The sequence below is a fragment of the Streptomyces sp. CB02414 genome (genome assembly GCF_001905385.1).
In the GTDB taxonomy this organism is placed as follows: domain Bacteria; phylum Actinomycetota; class Actinomycetes; order Streptomycetales; family Streptomycetaceae; genus Streptomyces.
In genome coordinates, this window is record NZ_LIPF01000016.1 from 49,849 (window position 1) to 65,830 (window position 15,982).

A 15,982-nucleotide genomic window follows, 5' to 3' on the forward strand; every position below is an offset into this window, starting at 1 on the left:
GACAGGCTGCTCGTTCAGCGGGCGTCGGGCCGGTGCTCGGTGATCCAGCGGGCTGCCAGGAGTCCCGAGGCGGCGGTGAGGACGGCGGCGGCGATGACGGTGGCGTTGAGGCCGAGGGCGTCGGCGAGGATGCCGGCGACGAGAGCTCCGGCGGCGTAGCCGATGTCGCGCCAGAACCGGTAGGTGCCCAGGGCGTTGGCCCGCCAGGCGGGGTGGGCGTGGTCGGAGATGGAGGCGATGAGGGCCGGGTAGACCATGGCGGTACCCAGGCCCAGGAAGACCGCGGACAGGATGCCCGCGAGCAGCGGCCGGTCCAGCAGAGCGAGGGCGAGGACGAAGCCGACGGCCTGGACGAGCATGCCGTAGACGATCAAGGGCTTGCGGCCGATGCGGTCGGCGAGGTGGCCGGTGGGAATCTGTCCGAGCCCCCACAGAATCGGGTAGAGACCCTTGATCAGGCCGACGGCGGCGAGTCCGAGGCCGTGGTCGGTAAAGAGGAGGGGGAAGACGCCCCAGGTGAGGCCGTCGTTGAGGTTGTTGATCAGCCCGGCCTGGCTGGCGCCGCGCAGGGAGCGGTTGCGCCAGGACGTCCGGGTGAAGGTGGCCTTCAGACCGGTGTCCTCATCCGTCGGCAGCGGCTTGGTGTGGTTGGCCAGTTCGAGGGCGACGTGGGCGGCGGTGTCGCGGACGACGAGGGCCAGGGCGAGGCCCGCGACGACGAAGACGACGCCGATGAGTTCGGGGACGGGGCGCAGGCCGTAGCTGGTGGCGAGGTAGCCGGTGAGCAGGGCGGTGACGCCGACCGCGGTGTATCCGGCGGCTTCGTTCAGGCCGGTGGCCAGCCCTCGGCGGGAGGGACCGACGAGGTCGATCTTCATGTTGACGGTCATCGACCAGGTCAGGCCCTGGTTCAGGCCGAGCAGCACGTTGGCGGCGACGATCCAGCCCCACGACGGCGCCCAGGCGAGGGCGAAGGGGACGGGGATACCGAGCAGCCAGCCGGCCACCAGCAGCTGCTTGCGGCGGAAGCGGGCGGTCAGGGCCCCGGCGGCCAGGTTGGTCAGGGCCTTGGTGAGGCCGAAGGCGATGATGAAGGAGAAGACGGCCAGGTCGCTGGTCAGGCCGAAGGTCTCGGAACCGATGAGCGGGACGGTGGTGCGCTCCAGGCCGACCAGGCCGCCGACGCAGATGTTGACGATGACCAGCAGGGTGAACTGAAGCCAGTTCTCCCGTAGCCCGAGCCGTACGGGCCGCCCGGCGGCATCGGTCGCGGTGGTGGTGGGTGTGGCATTCACGAGCGGGTGTCCTCCGCGCCCTGGGCGAGTTGCTGGCCGTGGGCGGCGGTGTAGTCGGCCGGTCCGCCGTCCAGGACGGCGATGTCGGTGTGGCCGGCGCGCTCCAGGAGACTGGCGGCGGTCATGGCGCGCTCACCGTGCCCGCAGGCCACGACCGGGCCGGTCGGTGCGTCGGCAGCGGTCTCGACGAGGGCGCCGAGCTCGATATGCACGGCGCCGGGGACGTGTCCAGCCGCGAACTCGGCTTCCTGCCGGACATCGACGTAGGGGCGGCCGGTGGCGTGGTCGGCGGTGAGGAACGCGGTGGTGGCCTGCGCGTTGCCGTCGGCGAGCCAGGCGTTGATGCCGCCGGCGAGGCGCCCGGCAAGGCGCTCGTAGCCGATCTTGTAGGACTGCCAGACGATCTCGCCCAGGTCCTGGTCGTCGTTGACGACGAACGCGAGGGGCGCGGTGTCGGGCAAGAGCCAGCCGAGCCAGGTGGCGAACTGCTCGCGCAGCGGGATCGACAGCGAGCCGGGGATGTGACCGGTCGCGTAGTCGGCCGCCGGGCGGACATCCAGGACGTACCCGCCGTCCGCCAGCAGGGCACGGACCTGCCGAGCGGACAGCTCGGGCACCGCTGGCCGTCCGGTCAGTACCGTCGGGCCGCGCCGGTTGATCTCGCCGAGGCGGTCGAAGTACGCCGGGTAGGTGCCCAGGCTCGCGATCAGCTCGGCCACGAAGGTGTCCTCGTCCGGTGCGGCGAGCAGCGGGTTGGCCTGCTTCTGGGCGCCGATGGTGGTGGTGCGCTCGGCGCCGGGCGGCGCGGAGCAGAAGGACCCGGCGCCGTGGGTGGGCCACACCGCGGTCTCGTCCGGCAGCGCGGTCAGCCGCTTCAGCGACCGGTACTGGGCGCGGGCCAGTTCCTCGGTGCGGTCGGCACCCAGAAGGTCGGTGCGGGCGGCGGAGTTCACGATCAGCGACCCGCCGGTGAACACCCCGAGCTCCCGGGCGCCGTCGAGCAGCAGGAAGGACAGGTGCTCGTCGGTGTGCCCGGGGGTGGCAAGGGCCCGCAGGGTCAGCCCGCCGAGGTCGACCTCGTCGCCGTCGGCCAGCGCCCGGTGCGCGAAGGCGCGGCGGCCGGCGGCGGAGGCCAGAATCGTGGCGCCGGTGTCGTGGCCGAGCTGGACGGCGCCGGAGAGGAAGTCGGCGTGCAGATGCGTGTCCGCGGCGAATGCGATGCGCAGCCCGCGCCGCTCGGCTGCCACGCGCAAAGAGCGCAGGTCGCGGCTGGCATCCATGGCCAGGGCGCGTCCGTCGCCGAGGTCGAGCAGGTAGGCGCTGTTGCCCAGTCCTTCGTCGACCAGCGGTATGAGGTGATCGTCCGCGAAGCCCACGGCGTCCTCCAAGATCTCGGGAACGGGGGCGTGTGGTCACACCCACCAGACTCAACTACAATAATCCATGGATTTATGGAGGATGCTATGTCGGAGAACACGAAGAGCGGGACGAAGGCGCGGTTGTACGACGCGTTCGCGGTCAGCGGCAAGGCGCTGGCCAGCGGAAAGCGTCTGGAGCTGCTGGATCTGCTGGCCCAGGGCGAGCGCACCGTCGACGCGCTCGCGAAGGCGGCCGGACTGAACCTGACCACCGCCTCGGCGCATCTGCAGACCCTGAAGCAGGCCGGTTTCGTCGCCACTCGCCGCGAAGGCGTGCGCATCCACTACCGCCTCGCCGGTGACGACGTCGCCCAGCTGTTCGCGCTGCTGCGCAAGGTAGCCGAGACCCACCAGGCCGCCGTGCCCGCCGCCCGCGACGCCTACCTCGGCGAGGACACCGCCGCCGAACTCAGCCGCGAGGAACTGCGGACCCGGATCGCGGCCGGGGACATTGTCGTCCTGGATGTCCGGCCGGTGGAGGAGTACCAGGCCGGGCACATCCCCGGAGCCCTCTCCATCCCAGTCGACGAGCTGGCCGACCGGATCAACGAGCTGCCCGAGGACCTGGAGATCGTCGTCTACTGCCGCGGCGAGTACTGCGTCCTGGCCTACGACGCCGTACGGCTCCTGACCGACCGCGGCCGGCGCGCGATCCGCCTCAACGACGGCATGCTGGAGTGGCGCCTGTCCCAGATGCCCGTCGACGCCGCGGACCTGACGTGACCCGCCCGGGCGGCGACCTCCCGCCGCACCCGGGACTGGCCGGCGGGCCGGTCTACCTGGACTACAACGCCACCACCCCGGTCGACCCGCGCGTCGCAGAGGCGATGTGGCCGCACCTGACCGACTTCTTCGGCAACCCCTCCAGCAACCACCCCTTCTCCCAGGAGCCGCGCCGGGCGCTTGCCGAGGCCCGTGCCCAGGTCGCCTCTCTGATCGGCGCCGGGCCCGGCGAGATCGTGTTCACCGGCTCCGGCTCCGAAGCCGACCTGCTCGCGGTGCGCGGTGCGGTCCTGGCCTCTGGCCGCCCGCACCCGCATGTGATCACCCAGGCCACCGAGCATCCGGCCGTCCTTCAGACGTGCCGGGCCCTTGAGCGGCTGCACGGCGCGCGGGTGACCGTGCTGCCGGTCGACCGCGACGGGCTCGTCGAGCCGGACGCCCTGGCCGACGCATTCACCGAGGACACGGTGCTGGTGTCGGTGATGGCGGCGAACAACGAGACTGGCGCCCTCCAGCCGATCACGGAACTCGCCGCGCTCGCCCGTGAGCGTGGTGCGCTGTTCCACTGCGACGCCGCCCAGGCCGTGGGCAAGATCCCCCTCAATGTCGGCGACCTGGGCGTGGACCTGCTGACGATCGTGGGGCACAAGATGTACGCGCCCAAGGGCGCCGCCGCCCTGTACGTACGCGACGGTGTGAGCCTGGAGCCGGTCGTCTATGGCGGCGGGCAGGAACGGGGCCTGCGCGCGGGCACGGAGAACGTCGCCCTGGCCGTCGCGCTTGGCACCGCCGCGCGGCTCGCGGCCGAGGAGCTTGCCTCCGGCGCTCCAGCCCGCGTCGCGGCTCTGCGCGACGATCTCCATCAGCGGCTGGCGATCGGTCTGCCCGGCCGCGTGCACCTCAACGGGCCGGACAAGCATCGGCTGCCGAACACCCTGAACGTCAGCGTCGACGGCGCTCTCGGCCACGAGGTCCTCGCCGCCGTCGGTGAGATCGCGGCGTCGACCGGATCAGCCTGCCACAGCGGCACCCACACCCCCTCCCCGGTGCTCACCGCCATGGGCATGCAGCCGGACCGCGCGCTCGGCGCGCTGCGGCTGTCCCTGGGCCGCTGGACCACGGCCGAGCAGATCGAGACGGCGGCAGCAACCCTCATCCGGGCGGCTGGCGCGCAGTGACCGGGCCCACCGGCCCGAGCCAAGAGGAACCGACGAGCAGCAGGAGAGGCATGACCGAGACCAGCGCGCACGGACTGTCCACCCGCAGTGTCCACGCCGGCGAGCGCCGTGACGCCGAGGGGGCCGTCCATACCCCGCTCTACAACCACTCCACCTTCGCGTTCGACACCACCGCCGACCTTCTCGACGTCGTCGAAGGCCGCAAGAGCGGGAACCTCTACACCCGCTACGGCCTCAACCCCACCATCCGCTCCACCGAGGAAAAGCTCGCCGACCTCGAAGGCGGCGAGCAGGCCCTGGCGTTCTCCTCCGGCATGGCCGCCGAAGCCGCCACCTTCCTCGCCCACTGCCGCACCGGCGACCACATCGTGTGCATCGGCGAGGTCTACGGCGGCACGTTCGAACTCCTCGGCGACAATCTGCCCCAGATCGGCATCACCACGACGTTCCTGCGCGCCGACGAAGTCGAGCGGCTGCCGGAGGTGCTGACCGGCCGGACGCGGATCGTGTTCTTCGAGACCCCGGCCAACCCCACCCTGACCGTCTTCGACATCGCCGCCCTCTCCGCCCAGGCCCGCACGGTCGGCGCGCTGACGGTGGTGGACAACACCTTCGCCACCCCCGTCAACCAGAACCCGCTCGCCCATGGCGCGGACCTGGTCGTGCACTCGGCGACCAAGTACCTCGGCGGGCACTCCGACCTGACCGCCGGCGTCCTGACCGGCCCTGCCGAACACCTCGCCCCGGTGGCGGGGTGGCGCAAGAACCTCGGCCAGGTCATCGCCCCCGAGACCGCGTTCCTCCTCGCCCGCTCCGTTCGCTCCCTGCCCGTCCGGGTCCGCGCCCAGAACACCACCGCGCAGGCGGTCGCCGCGTTCCTGCAGACGCACCCGCGCGTCGCCCGTGTGCACTACCCGGGGCTGGCCACCGGCGAGCAGAAGCGCATCGTGGACGCGCAGATGCGCGGCGGGGGCGGCATGCTCAGCGCCGTCCTGGACGCGAACGCCGGCCAGACGGCCGCGGTGGTGGACCGGCTGCGGCTGTTCGCCATCGCGCCCAGCCTGGGCGGCGTCGAGTCCCTGGTCACCCAGCCCATCACCACCACCCACCACGGCCTCGATGCGGCCGAGCGCGCCCGCCGGGGCATCGCCGACAGCATGATCCGTCTGTCCGTCGGCCTCGAAGACGCCGACGACCTGCTCGCCGATCTCGCCCAGGCCCTCGACGCCGACTGACAGCCCTCCTCCATCCGCTCACCGGGCCCGCACGAGGGCCCGGTGAGCGCCCCGTACGCCTCTGCACGAAAGGCCTCCCATTCCGTGACCGGTTTTCCCCTCCATGACGAGGCCACCGCACCCGCCGAGGCCCTGCCGCACCTCGCTGCGGCCCGCGAACGCATGGGTTTCCTCACCACCCTCAACGCCGTCATGGCCGAGTCCCCGCAGCTCCTGGCCGGCTACACCGCCCTGGCCCAGCAGTTCGCCGCCTCCTCTCTGCCCAAGCCCGCGCAGCAGGTCGTCCTGCTCACCGCGAGCGTCGCCAACGCCTGCCCGCACTGCGTTGCCGCGCACTCCACCCTCGCCCTGCGCGCCGGTCTCACCACCGACGACGTCAACGCCCTGCGCAAGGCGACCACGTTGCAGGATCCGTCACTGGACGCCGTGCGCCGCCTCACCCAGGCCATCGTCGACAAGCGCGGCTGGGCCGACGAGCAGGACGTCGCCGATTTCCTCGCCGCCGGACACACCCACCGCCAGATCCTTGACGTCGTCCTGGGCGTCGGCATGAAGACCCTGTCCAACTACACCAACCACCTCACCCACACACACGTCGACCCGGCCTGGCACGACCAGCAGTGGACGCCGCCAGCAGCCACCACCCCCTGACACATCCACTGCCGACCGCCCCGCGCAGGAAGAGACATGACCAGCACCGCACCCGCCGTCCCCGCCGCCATACCCGACGCCGCCCAGGCACAGCGCCGCATCCTGCGTGTCCTGGTCGCCTCCCAGATCCTCAGCGGCGCCGGTCTCGCCGCCGGCGTCACCGTCGGTGCCCTGCTCGCCCAGGACATGCTCGGCACCACCAGCCTCGCCGGACTGCCCAGCGCCCTGTTCACCGCCGGGTCCGCTCTCGCCGCCGTCACCGTCGGCCGCATCTCGCAGGCCCGCGGCCGCCGCCCCGGCCTCGCCGCCGGATACCTCACCGGCGCCCTCGGCTCGGCCGGCGTCATCGCTGCCGCCGTCCTGGACAACCCCGTCCTGCTGTTCATCGCCCTGTTCGTCTACGGCGCGGGCACCGCCACCAACCTCCAGGCCCGCTACGCCGGAGCCGACCTCGCCCCACCCGGCCACCGCGCCCGCGCGGTCTCCACCGTCCTGGTCGCCACCACCCTCGGCGGCGTCGCCGGACCCAACCTCGCCGCCCCCGCCGGCACCCTCGCCGAACACCTCCACATCCCCCACCTCGCCGGACTCTTCGTCATCTCCGGTGCCGCCTACGCGCTGGCCGCGCTCGTCCTCGCCCTGTGGCTGCGCCCCGACCCGCTGCTCCTGGCCCGCGCCGTCGCCCAGGCCAGGGAAGCCGACACCGCGGCCAACCCGGCCGCCGACGGCGGTGACGCCGACACCGGCGAGGGCCGCGGCGGCGTGGTCCTCGGCGCGCTGGTCATGATCCTCACCCAGCTCGTCATGGTCGCGATCATGACGATGACACCGGTCCACATGCACGACCACGGCCACTCCACCGCCGCCTCGGGCCTCGTCATCGGCATCCACATCGGCGCCATGTACCTGCCCTCACCGCTCACCGGCTGGCTCGTCGACCGCTACGGCCGCATGAAGATCGCCGCCGCCTCCGGCATCACCCTGCTCGCCGCCGGCATCCTCGCCGCCGCCGCGCCCGGCGACTCCGTCGCCCTCCTCGCCCTCGCCCTGGCCCTGCTCGGCCTGGGCTGGAACTTCGGTCTCGTCTCCGGCACCGCGATCATCACCGACACCGTCCCGCTGGCCACCCGCGCCAAGACCCAGGGCCTGGTCGACGTCTCCATCGCCATCGCCGGCGCCACCGGCGGCATGGCCTCCGGCATCATGGTCGCCGCCACCAGCTACCCCGCCCTCGCCCTCACCGGCGGAGCCCTCTCCCTCGCCCTCCTGCCCGCCGTCGCCGCCACGGCCTACCGCCGATGAAGCCCACGATCCCCGACACTCCCGCGCCCGGCATCACCGTCGACGGCACCGGCCTGCTGTGCGTCACGCTCCTGCTGCGCCTGCGCAAGGAGATCGACGGCGCCGAGCCGGGCACCGTCGTCCACGTCATCGCCACCGACCCGGCCGCGCCGCTGGACCTGCCCGCCTGGTGCCACATGACCGGCCACCACTACCTCGGCGCCGTCCACGGCGACGAACGGCCGGTGTATGCCCTTCAACTGGCAGCCGACGCGCTGTCCACCCGGGCCGACGCGCCATGGCACCCAACAACCCCGTAGCCGCTGGCACCGCTGTGCTCACTCGTCCTCGTCCTGCTCGGCCGCAGCCGGGTCGCGCAGCGGGCGCAGCCCGCCATCGGAAGGAATGCTGGTGCGGAAGCTGTAGCGGCCCAGGCAGTTGAGGTTCGCGTGCCTGAGCGGGGAGAGCCGGGCGACGTCTTGGTCCAGGACGTCGTGCTCCCGCTCGTTGGCGGGCAGGGCGCGCAGCTGGTCGACGGCGGCGTCCAGGTAGCGGGTCGTCCACAGCACGGCGGCGTTGAGGACCAGCCCGAGCGCGCCGAGCTGATCCTCCTGCCCTTCCCGGTACGCCTGCATGATCTGCCCGCGCTTGCCGTGGCAGATGTCCCGGGCGAGCTTGTGGCGGGACTCCTGCACGGTCAGCTGCCGGTTCATCTGCCGGCGGTAGGTGTCGTCGACCGGGTCGACCACCCGCAGCAGGTGCAGGGTCTTGGCAATCCGCCCGTACTCGGCGAACGCCTGCCCCATCGGGGTCGGCCGCCCCTCGCGGCCGAACATCCGCAGCAGGTCGTACGCGCGGACCTGCCCGGTCACCAGGGAGCCGGCCACCCGCAGCATGTCCGGCCAGTGCGTGATCACCTTGTTCAGGTTCACCCGGTTACGCGCCAGGTCCTCCAGCGGCCCGTACCCGCCGGTCGTGACCCCAGGCATCTCCGCCCGCCAGAACCGCTGGTCGCCCAGGTCCTTGAACCGGGGCGAGAAGTTGTAGCCGAGCATCGCAAACAGCCCGAAGACCATGTCGGAGTACGAGGCGTTATCGGTGGCGACCATCTCCGGCCGCGCCCCGGCGTCCAGGTTCAGCAGGGTGTCCAGGATGTGCAGGGAGTCGCGCGGCGTACCCGGCACGACCATCTGCCCGATCCCCGCGACCTGGTCATTGACCGCGTTCAGCCACGTGATCCCGCGTTTGAAGTGGTAGTACTTCGGCGAGGGCCCGGCATTGATGGTCCGCTTGGGCACCACGAACCGCAGGCCGTCCACGGAGGCGAGCAGCCCGTCGCCCCAGTGGGAGACGATCGGCACCCGCGCCTGGGCTGCGATCAGCTTCGCGTTCGCCGCGGCGATGGTGTCGGCGCGTAGGTAGTACTGGTCGACGTGCACCAGCCGGGCCCGGGTGAGCGCCTCGTCGGCGGCGTCGATGACGGGGGTCAGGCCGATGTTGCACGCCTCGGCGACCAGCAACGCCACCAGCGAGGTCTTCAGGTTCTCCATCCGGGTGCGGCCGTCCCCGAGGTGCACGAAGGTGTCCAGGAACCCGGTCCAGGCATCGACCTCGAACAGCAGGTCCGGCAGGTCGATCTTCGGGAGCATCGCCGCGGTGGTCTTCCTGAGCCAGCGCAGCGACGCGGGTTCACCGACCGCGCCGAGCCGGTCCACGTTCAGCTTCAGCCGGCCGCCCGGCTGGACCTCGAAGCTGAACTTCGCGTCCTGCCCGGCCTCCTCCAGGCGCTCGGCCATCAGCTGCCACGCCGATCCAGCGCCCGCACCCGCCCGGCAAGGTGTTCCTCGACCGGCTCGTGAAGGCTCAGGCCGTGCAGGACGTCCTCGGCGACGGCGTCCCACCGCCTGCCGTCCAGCAGCCTGGCCCGCGGATCGGCCCACCGGTTCGACGGCGAGGCGAACACATCGCGCCGCATCAGCGCGCGGTAGAGCTGCTCCAGCACGCACACCACGTACGCGTCGCGGTCCACCGCGCCCTCGGGCAGCTCCGGGTTGGAGTACACCGCCCTCTTCCACGCCGCCGGCACCAGACGGGCGTCGATCTCGCGCGGCAGCAGCGGCTTGACCTTGACCTTCCGCCGCGCGAGCGCGGGCAGCCGCCTCACCGCCTCGCGCACCCGCTTGCCGGCCGAGGCCGCGCTCAGCGCGGACGACTCCCCGAGCAGGGACAAAAACGGGCGGACGGTGCTGTAGCGGGTGGCCAGCAGCCGCCGCGTCTCCGCCTCGGTCTCATCGTCCCCGGGCGGCAGCAGCTCCTCCAGCAGCAAGGCCGCGGCCGCGACCTCCTCGCGCGGCCCGATCTCCGTCTCCAGCGCCCGCCACATCGCCGCCGGATCGAGGTCGGCGCCGTGCTCCTCGACCAGGGCCAGCTGCTCGCTCCACAGCCGGAACACGCCGTTGACCATGCGGGACGCCTTCGCCACCCGCGGCCGGGCCGCCAGCCAGTCCTTGTCCGTCGCTCGGCGGGCGCTGCTGATCAGCTTCACCTGCATCAGCAGCGCGAACAGGTCCAGCGCGTCATCGATCGCCGACGCCTCCAGGTGCCGCACCACCGACGTCAGCAGCGCGGTGCGCTTCGGCTCCGGGGTCCGCTCCAGGTTCGGCGCCTTCGACCCCAGCCCGACCCGGGCCAGCGCCGCCAGCCGGTTCGGCGGCACTCTGTCGATCCGCACCCGGCCCAGCCGGAACGAGGAGATCTCTTCCACCCGCTCCAGCGCCTTCGCCATCCCCGTCCCCGTCGTCCGCGTCGGCGGCCGGCGCAGCCTCTCCAGCTCCGAGACCCGCCGCCCTTCCGGGACATCGAGCAGCGCCACCAGGTCCGCCGGCAGCGACGCCTCCGCCCGCCGCGCGGCCTTGGCCACCGTCGCGTACAGGCGCCTCTCCGCGACCGCGCGGACCTCCGCCACCTGCCGGGCCAGCACCGAGACGCCCGGTAGCAGTACCCGGTTGCGCCGCAGCCAGCCCACCGCCTGGTTGAACAGCGCCACCGGCCCCTCGGCGTGCGTCCACGCCCGCCCGTGCAGGAACGTACGGAATCTCCGCCCCCACTCCGCGTCCTCGAACTGGTGGTAGCCGTAGGCGTCCCGAATCTCCCACGCGTGCTCGTACGCCGTCATCTGCCGCTCGGTGTACCGCTTCACGCACGAGGCGTCCTCCACGCCCAGATGCTCGGCCAGGTACTCGACCACCGGCCACGGCACCTCTAGCGGATCCTCCAGGAACAACCCCAGATAGCGGACCGTGCACATCTGGAGCGCGAACCCCAGACGGCTGTGATCGCCTCTCCGCTTCCGGATCAGCTCCCGGTCCACATCGTCGAGGTAGAAGAACCGCTCCAGCTCTGGCCGCGTCGGCTCCTCCACGAACCGCCCGTACGCCTCGACCTGCTCATCAGTCAAAAATTCCACCGGCACGCGGCGGACGGTAGCCCCGCGTCAAACCCCGCAGACGATCTTTCCCCGAACCCCAGCACCGGAGTGGATCACTGTGCTAGACGTCAAGAGCGTTCCTTAGCGCTAACGGCTGTTCCGTTGTTCCCCGAGGCCGACTCCCGCCGGACTACCGGCGCGTTCTCGCCGCCGTGCGGCAGGCCGCCGGACCGGTCATGGCCCGGCAGGTCGGTGACATGCTGGGAACCGATGTCAGCGTGCGGGCCAAGCCGGAACCGCTGCGCGGGAAGCTGGTCAGACTCTTCGATCGCGGGTGGCTGCGAAAACTTCCCGACGGCCGGTTCACCGCGGATCGCGCTGCGACCGGCCGCCGCCCGTGGTGGCAGGGACGGGTTTCGCGAGCGGAACCGGTCACCGCCCGCTTGCTAGCGTCATGCCCCGTCACAGCACACAACCGTTAAGGGCAAAGAGGCGGTCGATGCACCTTGGCTGACGTACGCGGGCCACTCGCCGGGGCGACACGCCCCCGATGGGACCCCAGGGAGGAGGCGTGCGTCCGGGTCCGGCGACGCACCCGCGTTCACCGACGTCATGGCCCGGCTACGCGTTCCCCGACGCCGTGGGCGACCCCGCACCAGGCCGAACGTGGTCCTGGCGGATAAGGCGTACTCCTCCCGTGCGATTCGCGAGCACCTACGCAAGCGCGGCATCCGAGCGGTGATCGCCATCCCTGCGGACCAGCAACGTCATCGGCTGCGTCGCGGCAGCCAGGGCGGCAGGCCACCGGCCTTCGGCCGAGAGATCTACAAACAACGCAACACCATCGAACGGTGCATCAACCGCTTGAAGCAATGGCGAGGCATCGCCACGCGCTACGAGAAGACCGCAACCATCTACCTGGCCGGACTACATATCGCCGGCATCTTCCTCTGGTCCGCCTGCTGACTCGGGGAACGTATCTGGTGGCAGCTGACGGGGATCGGTACACCCATTGTCAGTCGCTGGTGCCAGCATCACAGCTATGAGCGCCATCTTTACCACTCCACCGCGGCCGTTCGACATCGCCGCACTCTTCCCTCAACTGGCTCCGCTGGTGCGGACGGGCACGCGGCTGCACCCGCGGCCGGGGTCGCCCACTGTGCACGACAGTTCCGTCGGCGGGCCGCTCCTGTGGCCCGCCGGCGAGCCGTGGCCGCACTGCGACGAGCCGCACGACCGGCACGCGTCGCAGACGGTCCACTCCCCGGACGACGTCCGGCTGCTGCGCCGCGATCTCGCCGCCGCGGAGGAGCGGCTGCGGCTCGACCCCGATGCGCCCGAGGTCACCCCCGAGGAACGGGAGAACTGGGAGCGGATCAAGGTGGGCCGCCCGTGGTTCGACGGCCCGGTCCCCCTGCTCCCCGTCGCTCAGCTCTACGCCCGTGACATCGCCTTCCCGTGCCCGCCCGACGCGGACCTCCTCCAGGTCCTGTGGTGCCCCTTCGACCATGCCGAACGCGCCCACCCCACGACCGCACTCTTCTGGCGCTCCTCCGCCACTGTCACCGACGTCCTCGACGCACCGCCCGAGCCGCCGGTCATCCAGTCCCAGTGGTACCTCCCGGAGCCATGCCTGTTCTCACCGGAACAGGTCACTGAATACCCCAATCCCTCAGAGCTGCCGGAGGAGTTGCGTGCCCAGGTGGAGGACATGAGCCGATGGGCGTCGATCGACCCCGTGCTGTACAGCAATTACGCGTACGACCCGGGAGAGCTGTACTTGAACAACCTCTGCCACGCACCGGGCTGGAAGACCGGCGGCTGGACCTGCTGGGGCCTCAGCGACCCCGTGGACCGCCCCTGCCCCGAGTGCGGCACGGACGAGGTGCCGCTTCTCACCATCGCTTCCTCGGAATGGGACGCCGGCAGCGGAACCTGGGTCGCCGAGGAGGAACCGACGAGCCCGGCCCCGCCTCCCCTGGGAGCGCGGGACGGCAACTTCACGCTGATCGACATCGGCGGCGGCTACAACCTCCAGCTCCACGTCTGCCCGGCCTCCCCGGACCACCCGCACATCGAACTGGTCCAGTAAGCCCTTGCGGAAGTCGACGTGGCCAGGACCTGATCGCCCTGCGGCGGACGAAGCATCACCAGCTCGGGTTCGTGCTCCAGATGTGCACGGTGCGGTACGTCGGCCTGTTCCTGGAGGACCCGCTCGCCGCGCCGTGGCCGGTGGTCGGGCACCGCACACCGCGCTTGAACGGCGAGTCGAACGCTCCCGCCGCATCGACGCCGAGGGGTTCCACCGGCTCCTCGACGGCGTCGTCATCGACGACGCCGAATTTTCAACGACAAACTCCGCGAGTGGGAGGACTACTACAACTACCATCGCCCCCTCGGCGGCCTCGGCGGCCAGACACCCTACGAACGCCTCAAGCAGAAGACCACAGCCCAGGCGTGATCGGTGATCGTCAGTGGCACACCGACACCGGACCCACGCTCGTCACGGGGTGCCACGAATTCTGGCGCTCAGTCCGCGACGAAGGGTGCGTATCCGACCGGGACCTCGCTCACCTCAAGGTCTGAGAAGAGCAAGGTCAGATCGTGAGCGTTGGTCTCAACGTGCACCTCATGGAAGTCGATCCCGACAGCCTTCGACCAGCGGAGGGCAGCCTCCGACTCGAGACGAAGCTCGGCACCGTACAGCTCGTGGTACTTCGCCCCCCAGACATAACCGCCGAGGTCAGGGTCAGCGGTTTCGTGGTCGAGTAGCTGGTCGTCCAAGGAATCCCGCCAGGTGTCAGTGGACAGGAACGTCTCACATCGGGCCTCGACGCAGTACCGGAAGAGATACCGCAGGTAGGTCGACGGGCTTTGGGGGCCGTTCCACACGTTGACGATGACCTCGTAGTCACGCATGTAGGTGGTGTATCCGTGGTGCACGACAACGGCTTCGATGTGTTCGTTCAGCGTCCGCTGAAGTTCGGCGGTGTCCATGCCACCCTTCTACCTCACGTGGCAAGTCCTTCGACAGCGAGATTCAGTGCGTAGGCAGGCATCGGCTCAGAGATCGCCCGGGCAAGTCCTCCCGGCGTTCGCGGGCTCGGATCCGCCCGCCTCACCGGTTGAGGTGAGGCGGGCGGATCCGCGGGTAGGGCCGCACCGGCCGGTTCAGGCCTTACCCGCCAGTTGCTGCTGCTCGGGCTCGTCGGAGCTGCTCCCACCGGGGTCGTCGGCCGTCGGCTTGGAGAGCCAGCGCGGGGTGGCGGCCCCGAGCGCGGCATGCAGCAGAGCGGCCACCACGACGGCGGCGTGCAGGCCGGTGACGAAGGCGCTCTTCGCGTCCTGAAGCGCCGCAGGCAGGAGGTCCGGCAGGTGGCGGGTCTCGTCCAGGGTGGGAGCGAGGTCCGGCCCCTGGAGGCGGAAAATCAGGGCGGCGAGCGACCCGAGGATCGCGATGCCGAGGGCGTTGCCGATCTCGTTGCTGGTCTCCGCGATCGCGCCGGCCGAACCCGCACGCTCCGCGGGGACCGCGCCGACGGCGGTGTCGGCGACCACGCTGAAGGAGATGCCGTAGCCGACTCCAGCGATCATGGTCGAGGCGACGTACCAGCCGATGCCACCGGTGATGGTGGTGGGCAGGAGCAGAAGCAGGCCGCCGGCGATGGTGAAGTGGCAGATGATGAGCGCGCTCTTCTTGCCGATACGGTCGACGAAGGCGGGGGTGACGATGCAGGTGATGGTGAGGGCCGCCGCTCCGGGGAGCGCGAGCAGTGCCGCATGCAGGACGCTCAGGTCCAGGACGGACTGGAGGTAGATGCCGGACAGGTAGGCCGCCGCCGACCATGCCGCCAGCGGCAGCAGCCCGGTGATGATCGCGATCGTGAAGGTGCGGTCACGGAACAGGGAGAAGTCGATCAGCGGGTGCTCGAGATGCCGCTGGCGGAGCGCGAAGAACGTCAGCGTCGCAAGGCCGAGCAGCCCGGTCACGGCCGGCAGGACCGTGAAGCCGTCTGCGGCCAGGTGCTTGATGCCGTAGATCGTGAGCAGCAGGCCCCCGGCGGAGGCTACGACGCTGAGCAGGTCGACGCGGCCGGTCCGGGTCGCCCGTACCTCGCGCAGCAGGACCGGCGCGAGCACCAGGAAGACGGCGATGACGGGCAGGTTGACCAGGAAGACCGAGCCCCACCAGAACTGTCCGAGCAGCGCGCCTCCGACGACCGGACCGATGGCGAACCCGGCCGCGAACGCGGCGGCGAAGACGCCGATCGCACGGGCGCGCTGCTTCGCGTCGGGGAACAGTTCGCTGAGCACCGCGAGCGCCGAGGGCAGCAGGGTCGCGCCGGCCACGCCCATGAGGGCCCGGCAGGCGATGAGAAGCTCCGGGGTCGGCGCGAACGCCGCCCCGGCGGATCCGGCACCGAACACGGCCGCGCCGGTCATCAGCAGCTTCAGGCGGCCGTAGCGGTCACCGACGCTACCGAAGGCGACCAGCAGGGAACCGACGGCGAAGCCATAGATGTCCAGCATCCACAACGCCTGGTCGGCGGTGGGCGAGATGGCCTCGGTGATGCTCGGCATCGCCAGGAACAGGATCGAACCGTCCATCGAGACCAGCAGGACCGGGCCGAGGACCACCACGAGCCCGAGCCAGGCCCGCAGGCCGGGCGAGGGGTGTGCATGCTGTTGAGTCATGCCCTCGACGGTCCGGCACCGTGCGTACAGCAGCCATCCCCGTGCCGTGGGTACACCTGACAGGTACACCCACAAACCC

The 15,982-nt window shown here is 71.0% G+C and carries 11 protein-coding genes and 3 pseudogenes; 9 read left to right on the forward strand and 5 right to left on the reverse strand.

Annotated elements, in window-relative coordinates; genetic code table 11:
- Nucleotides 1-14 precede the first annotated feature (14 nt).
- Together AMK11_RS35510 and AMK11_RS35515 are read right to left on the reverse strand one after the other, a co-directional pair.
- Nucleotides 15-1,295, reverse strand: coding sequence for an MFS transporter (locus AMK11_RS35510; RefSeq protein ID WP_030496612.1), 1,281 nt, complete (start codon nt 1,293-1,295; stop codon nt 15-17).
- Nucleotides 1,292-2,671, reverse strand: a complete 1,380-nt coding sequence (locus AMK11_RS35515; RefSeq protein WP_073732292.1) for an MBL fold metallo-hydrolase — start codon at nt 2,669-2,671, stop codon at nt 1,292-1,294. The genes AMK11_RS35510 and AMK11_RS35515 overlap by 4 nt, the downstream gene beginning before the upstream one ends.
- Before the next feature lie 87 nt (nt 2,672-2,758).
- Between AMK11_RS35515 and AMK11_RS35520 the strand changes: the two genes are divergently transcribed.
- The 6 genes from AMK11_RS35520 (at nt 2,759) to AMK11_RS35545 (ending at nt 8,101) form a co-directional block, all read left to right on the forward strand.
- On the forward strand, nt 2,759-3,436 hold the full coding sequence (locus AMK11_RS35520; protein ID WP_073732257.1) for an ArsR/SmtB family transcription factor: 678 nt from the start codon (nt 2,759-2,761) through the stop codon (nt 3,434-3,436).
- Nucleotides 3,433-4,614, forward strand: a complete 1,182-nt coding sequence (locus AMK11_RS35525; RefSeq protein ID WP_030496615.1) for a cysteine desulfurase family protein — start codon at nt 3,433-3,435, stop codon at nt 4,612-4,614. Before AMK11_RS35520 ends, AMK11_RS35525 begins: the two co-directional genes overlap by 4 nt.
- 50 nt (nt 4,615-4,664) lie before the next feature.
- A complete protein-coding gene (locus AMK11_RS35530) occupies nt 4,665-5,849 on the forward strand; it encodes a trans-sulfuration enzyme family protein (protein WP_073732258.1) in 1,185 nt (394 codons plus the stop codon).
- A gap of 84 nt (nt 5,850-5,933) precedes the next feature.
- A complete protein-coding gene (locus tag AMK11_RS35535) occupies nt 5,934-6,500 on the forward strand; it encodes a carboxymuconolactone decarboxylase family protein (RefSeq protein WP_030496617.1) in 567 nt (188 codons plus the stop codon).
- A 36-nt stretch (nt 6,501-6,536) separates the two neighbouring features.
- A complete protein-coding gene (locus AMK11_RS35540) occupies nt 6,537-7,802 on the forward strand; it encodes an MFS transporter (RefSeq protein ID WP_073732259.1) in 1,266 nt (421 codons plus the stop codon).
- Complete coding sequence (locus AMK11_RS35545; RefSeq protein ID WP_073732260.1) at nt 7,799-8,101, forward strand: sulfurtransferase TusA family protein; 303 nt, start codon at nt 7,799-7,801, stop codon at nt 8,099-8,101. The genes AMK11_RS35540 and AMK11_RS35545 overlap by 4 nt, the downstream gene beginning before the upstream one ends.
- An 18-nt stretch (nt 8,102-8,119) precedes the next feature.
- Here AMK11_RS35545 and AMK11_RS35550 read toward each other — a convergent pair.
- A pseudogene (locus AMK11_RS35550) lies at nt 8,120-11,253 on the reverse strand (Tn3 family transposase).
- 543 nt (nt 11,254-11,796) lie between these two features.
- On the opposite strand from AMK11_RS35550, the pseudogene AMK11_RS35560 reads away from it, so the two are divergent.
- The 3 genes and pseudogenes from AMK11_RS35560 to AMK11_RS39310 form a co-directional block, all read left to right on the forward strand.
- Nucleotides 11,797-12,174, forward strand: a pseudogene (locus AMK11_RS35560) (transposase); the annotation flags it as partial.
- Nucleotides 12,175-12,250: 76 nt separating this feature from the next.
- On the forward strand, nt 12,251-13,300 hold the full coding sequence (locus tag AMK11_RS35565) for a hypothetical protein (protein WP_073732262.1): 1,050 nt from the start codon (nt 12,251-12,253) through the stop codon (nt 13,298-13,300).
- Nucleotides 13,301-13,323: 23 nt separating this feature from the next.
- A pseudogene (locus AMK11_RS39310) lies at nt 13,324-13,476 on the forward strand (DUF4158 domain-containing protein); the annotation flags it as partial.
- 261 nt (nt 13,477-13,737) lie between these two features.
- Here AMK11_RS39310 and AMK11_RS35580 read toward each other — a convergent pair.
- Both AMK11_RS35580 and AMK11_RS35585 read right to left on the reverse strand, forming a co-directional pair.
- On the reverse strand, nt 13,738-14,205 hold the full coding sequence (locus AMK11_RS35580; protein ID WP_073732263.1) for a YxiG-like protein: 468 nt from the start codon (nt 14,203-14,205) through the stop codon (nt 13,738-13,740).
- Nucleotides 14,206-14,379: 174 nt separating this feature from the next.
- On the reverse strand, nt 14,380-15,903 hold the full coding sequence (locus AMK11_RS35585; RefSeq protein ID WP_073732264.1) for an MFS transporter: 1,524 nt from the start codon (nt 15,901-15,903) through the stop codon (nt 14,380-14,382).
- Between the last annotated feature and the right edge of the window lie 79 nt (nt 15,904-15,982).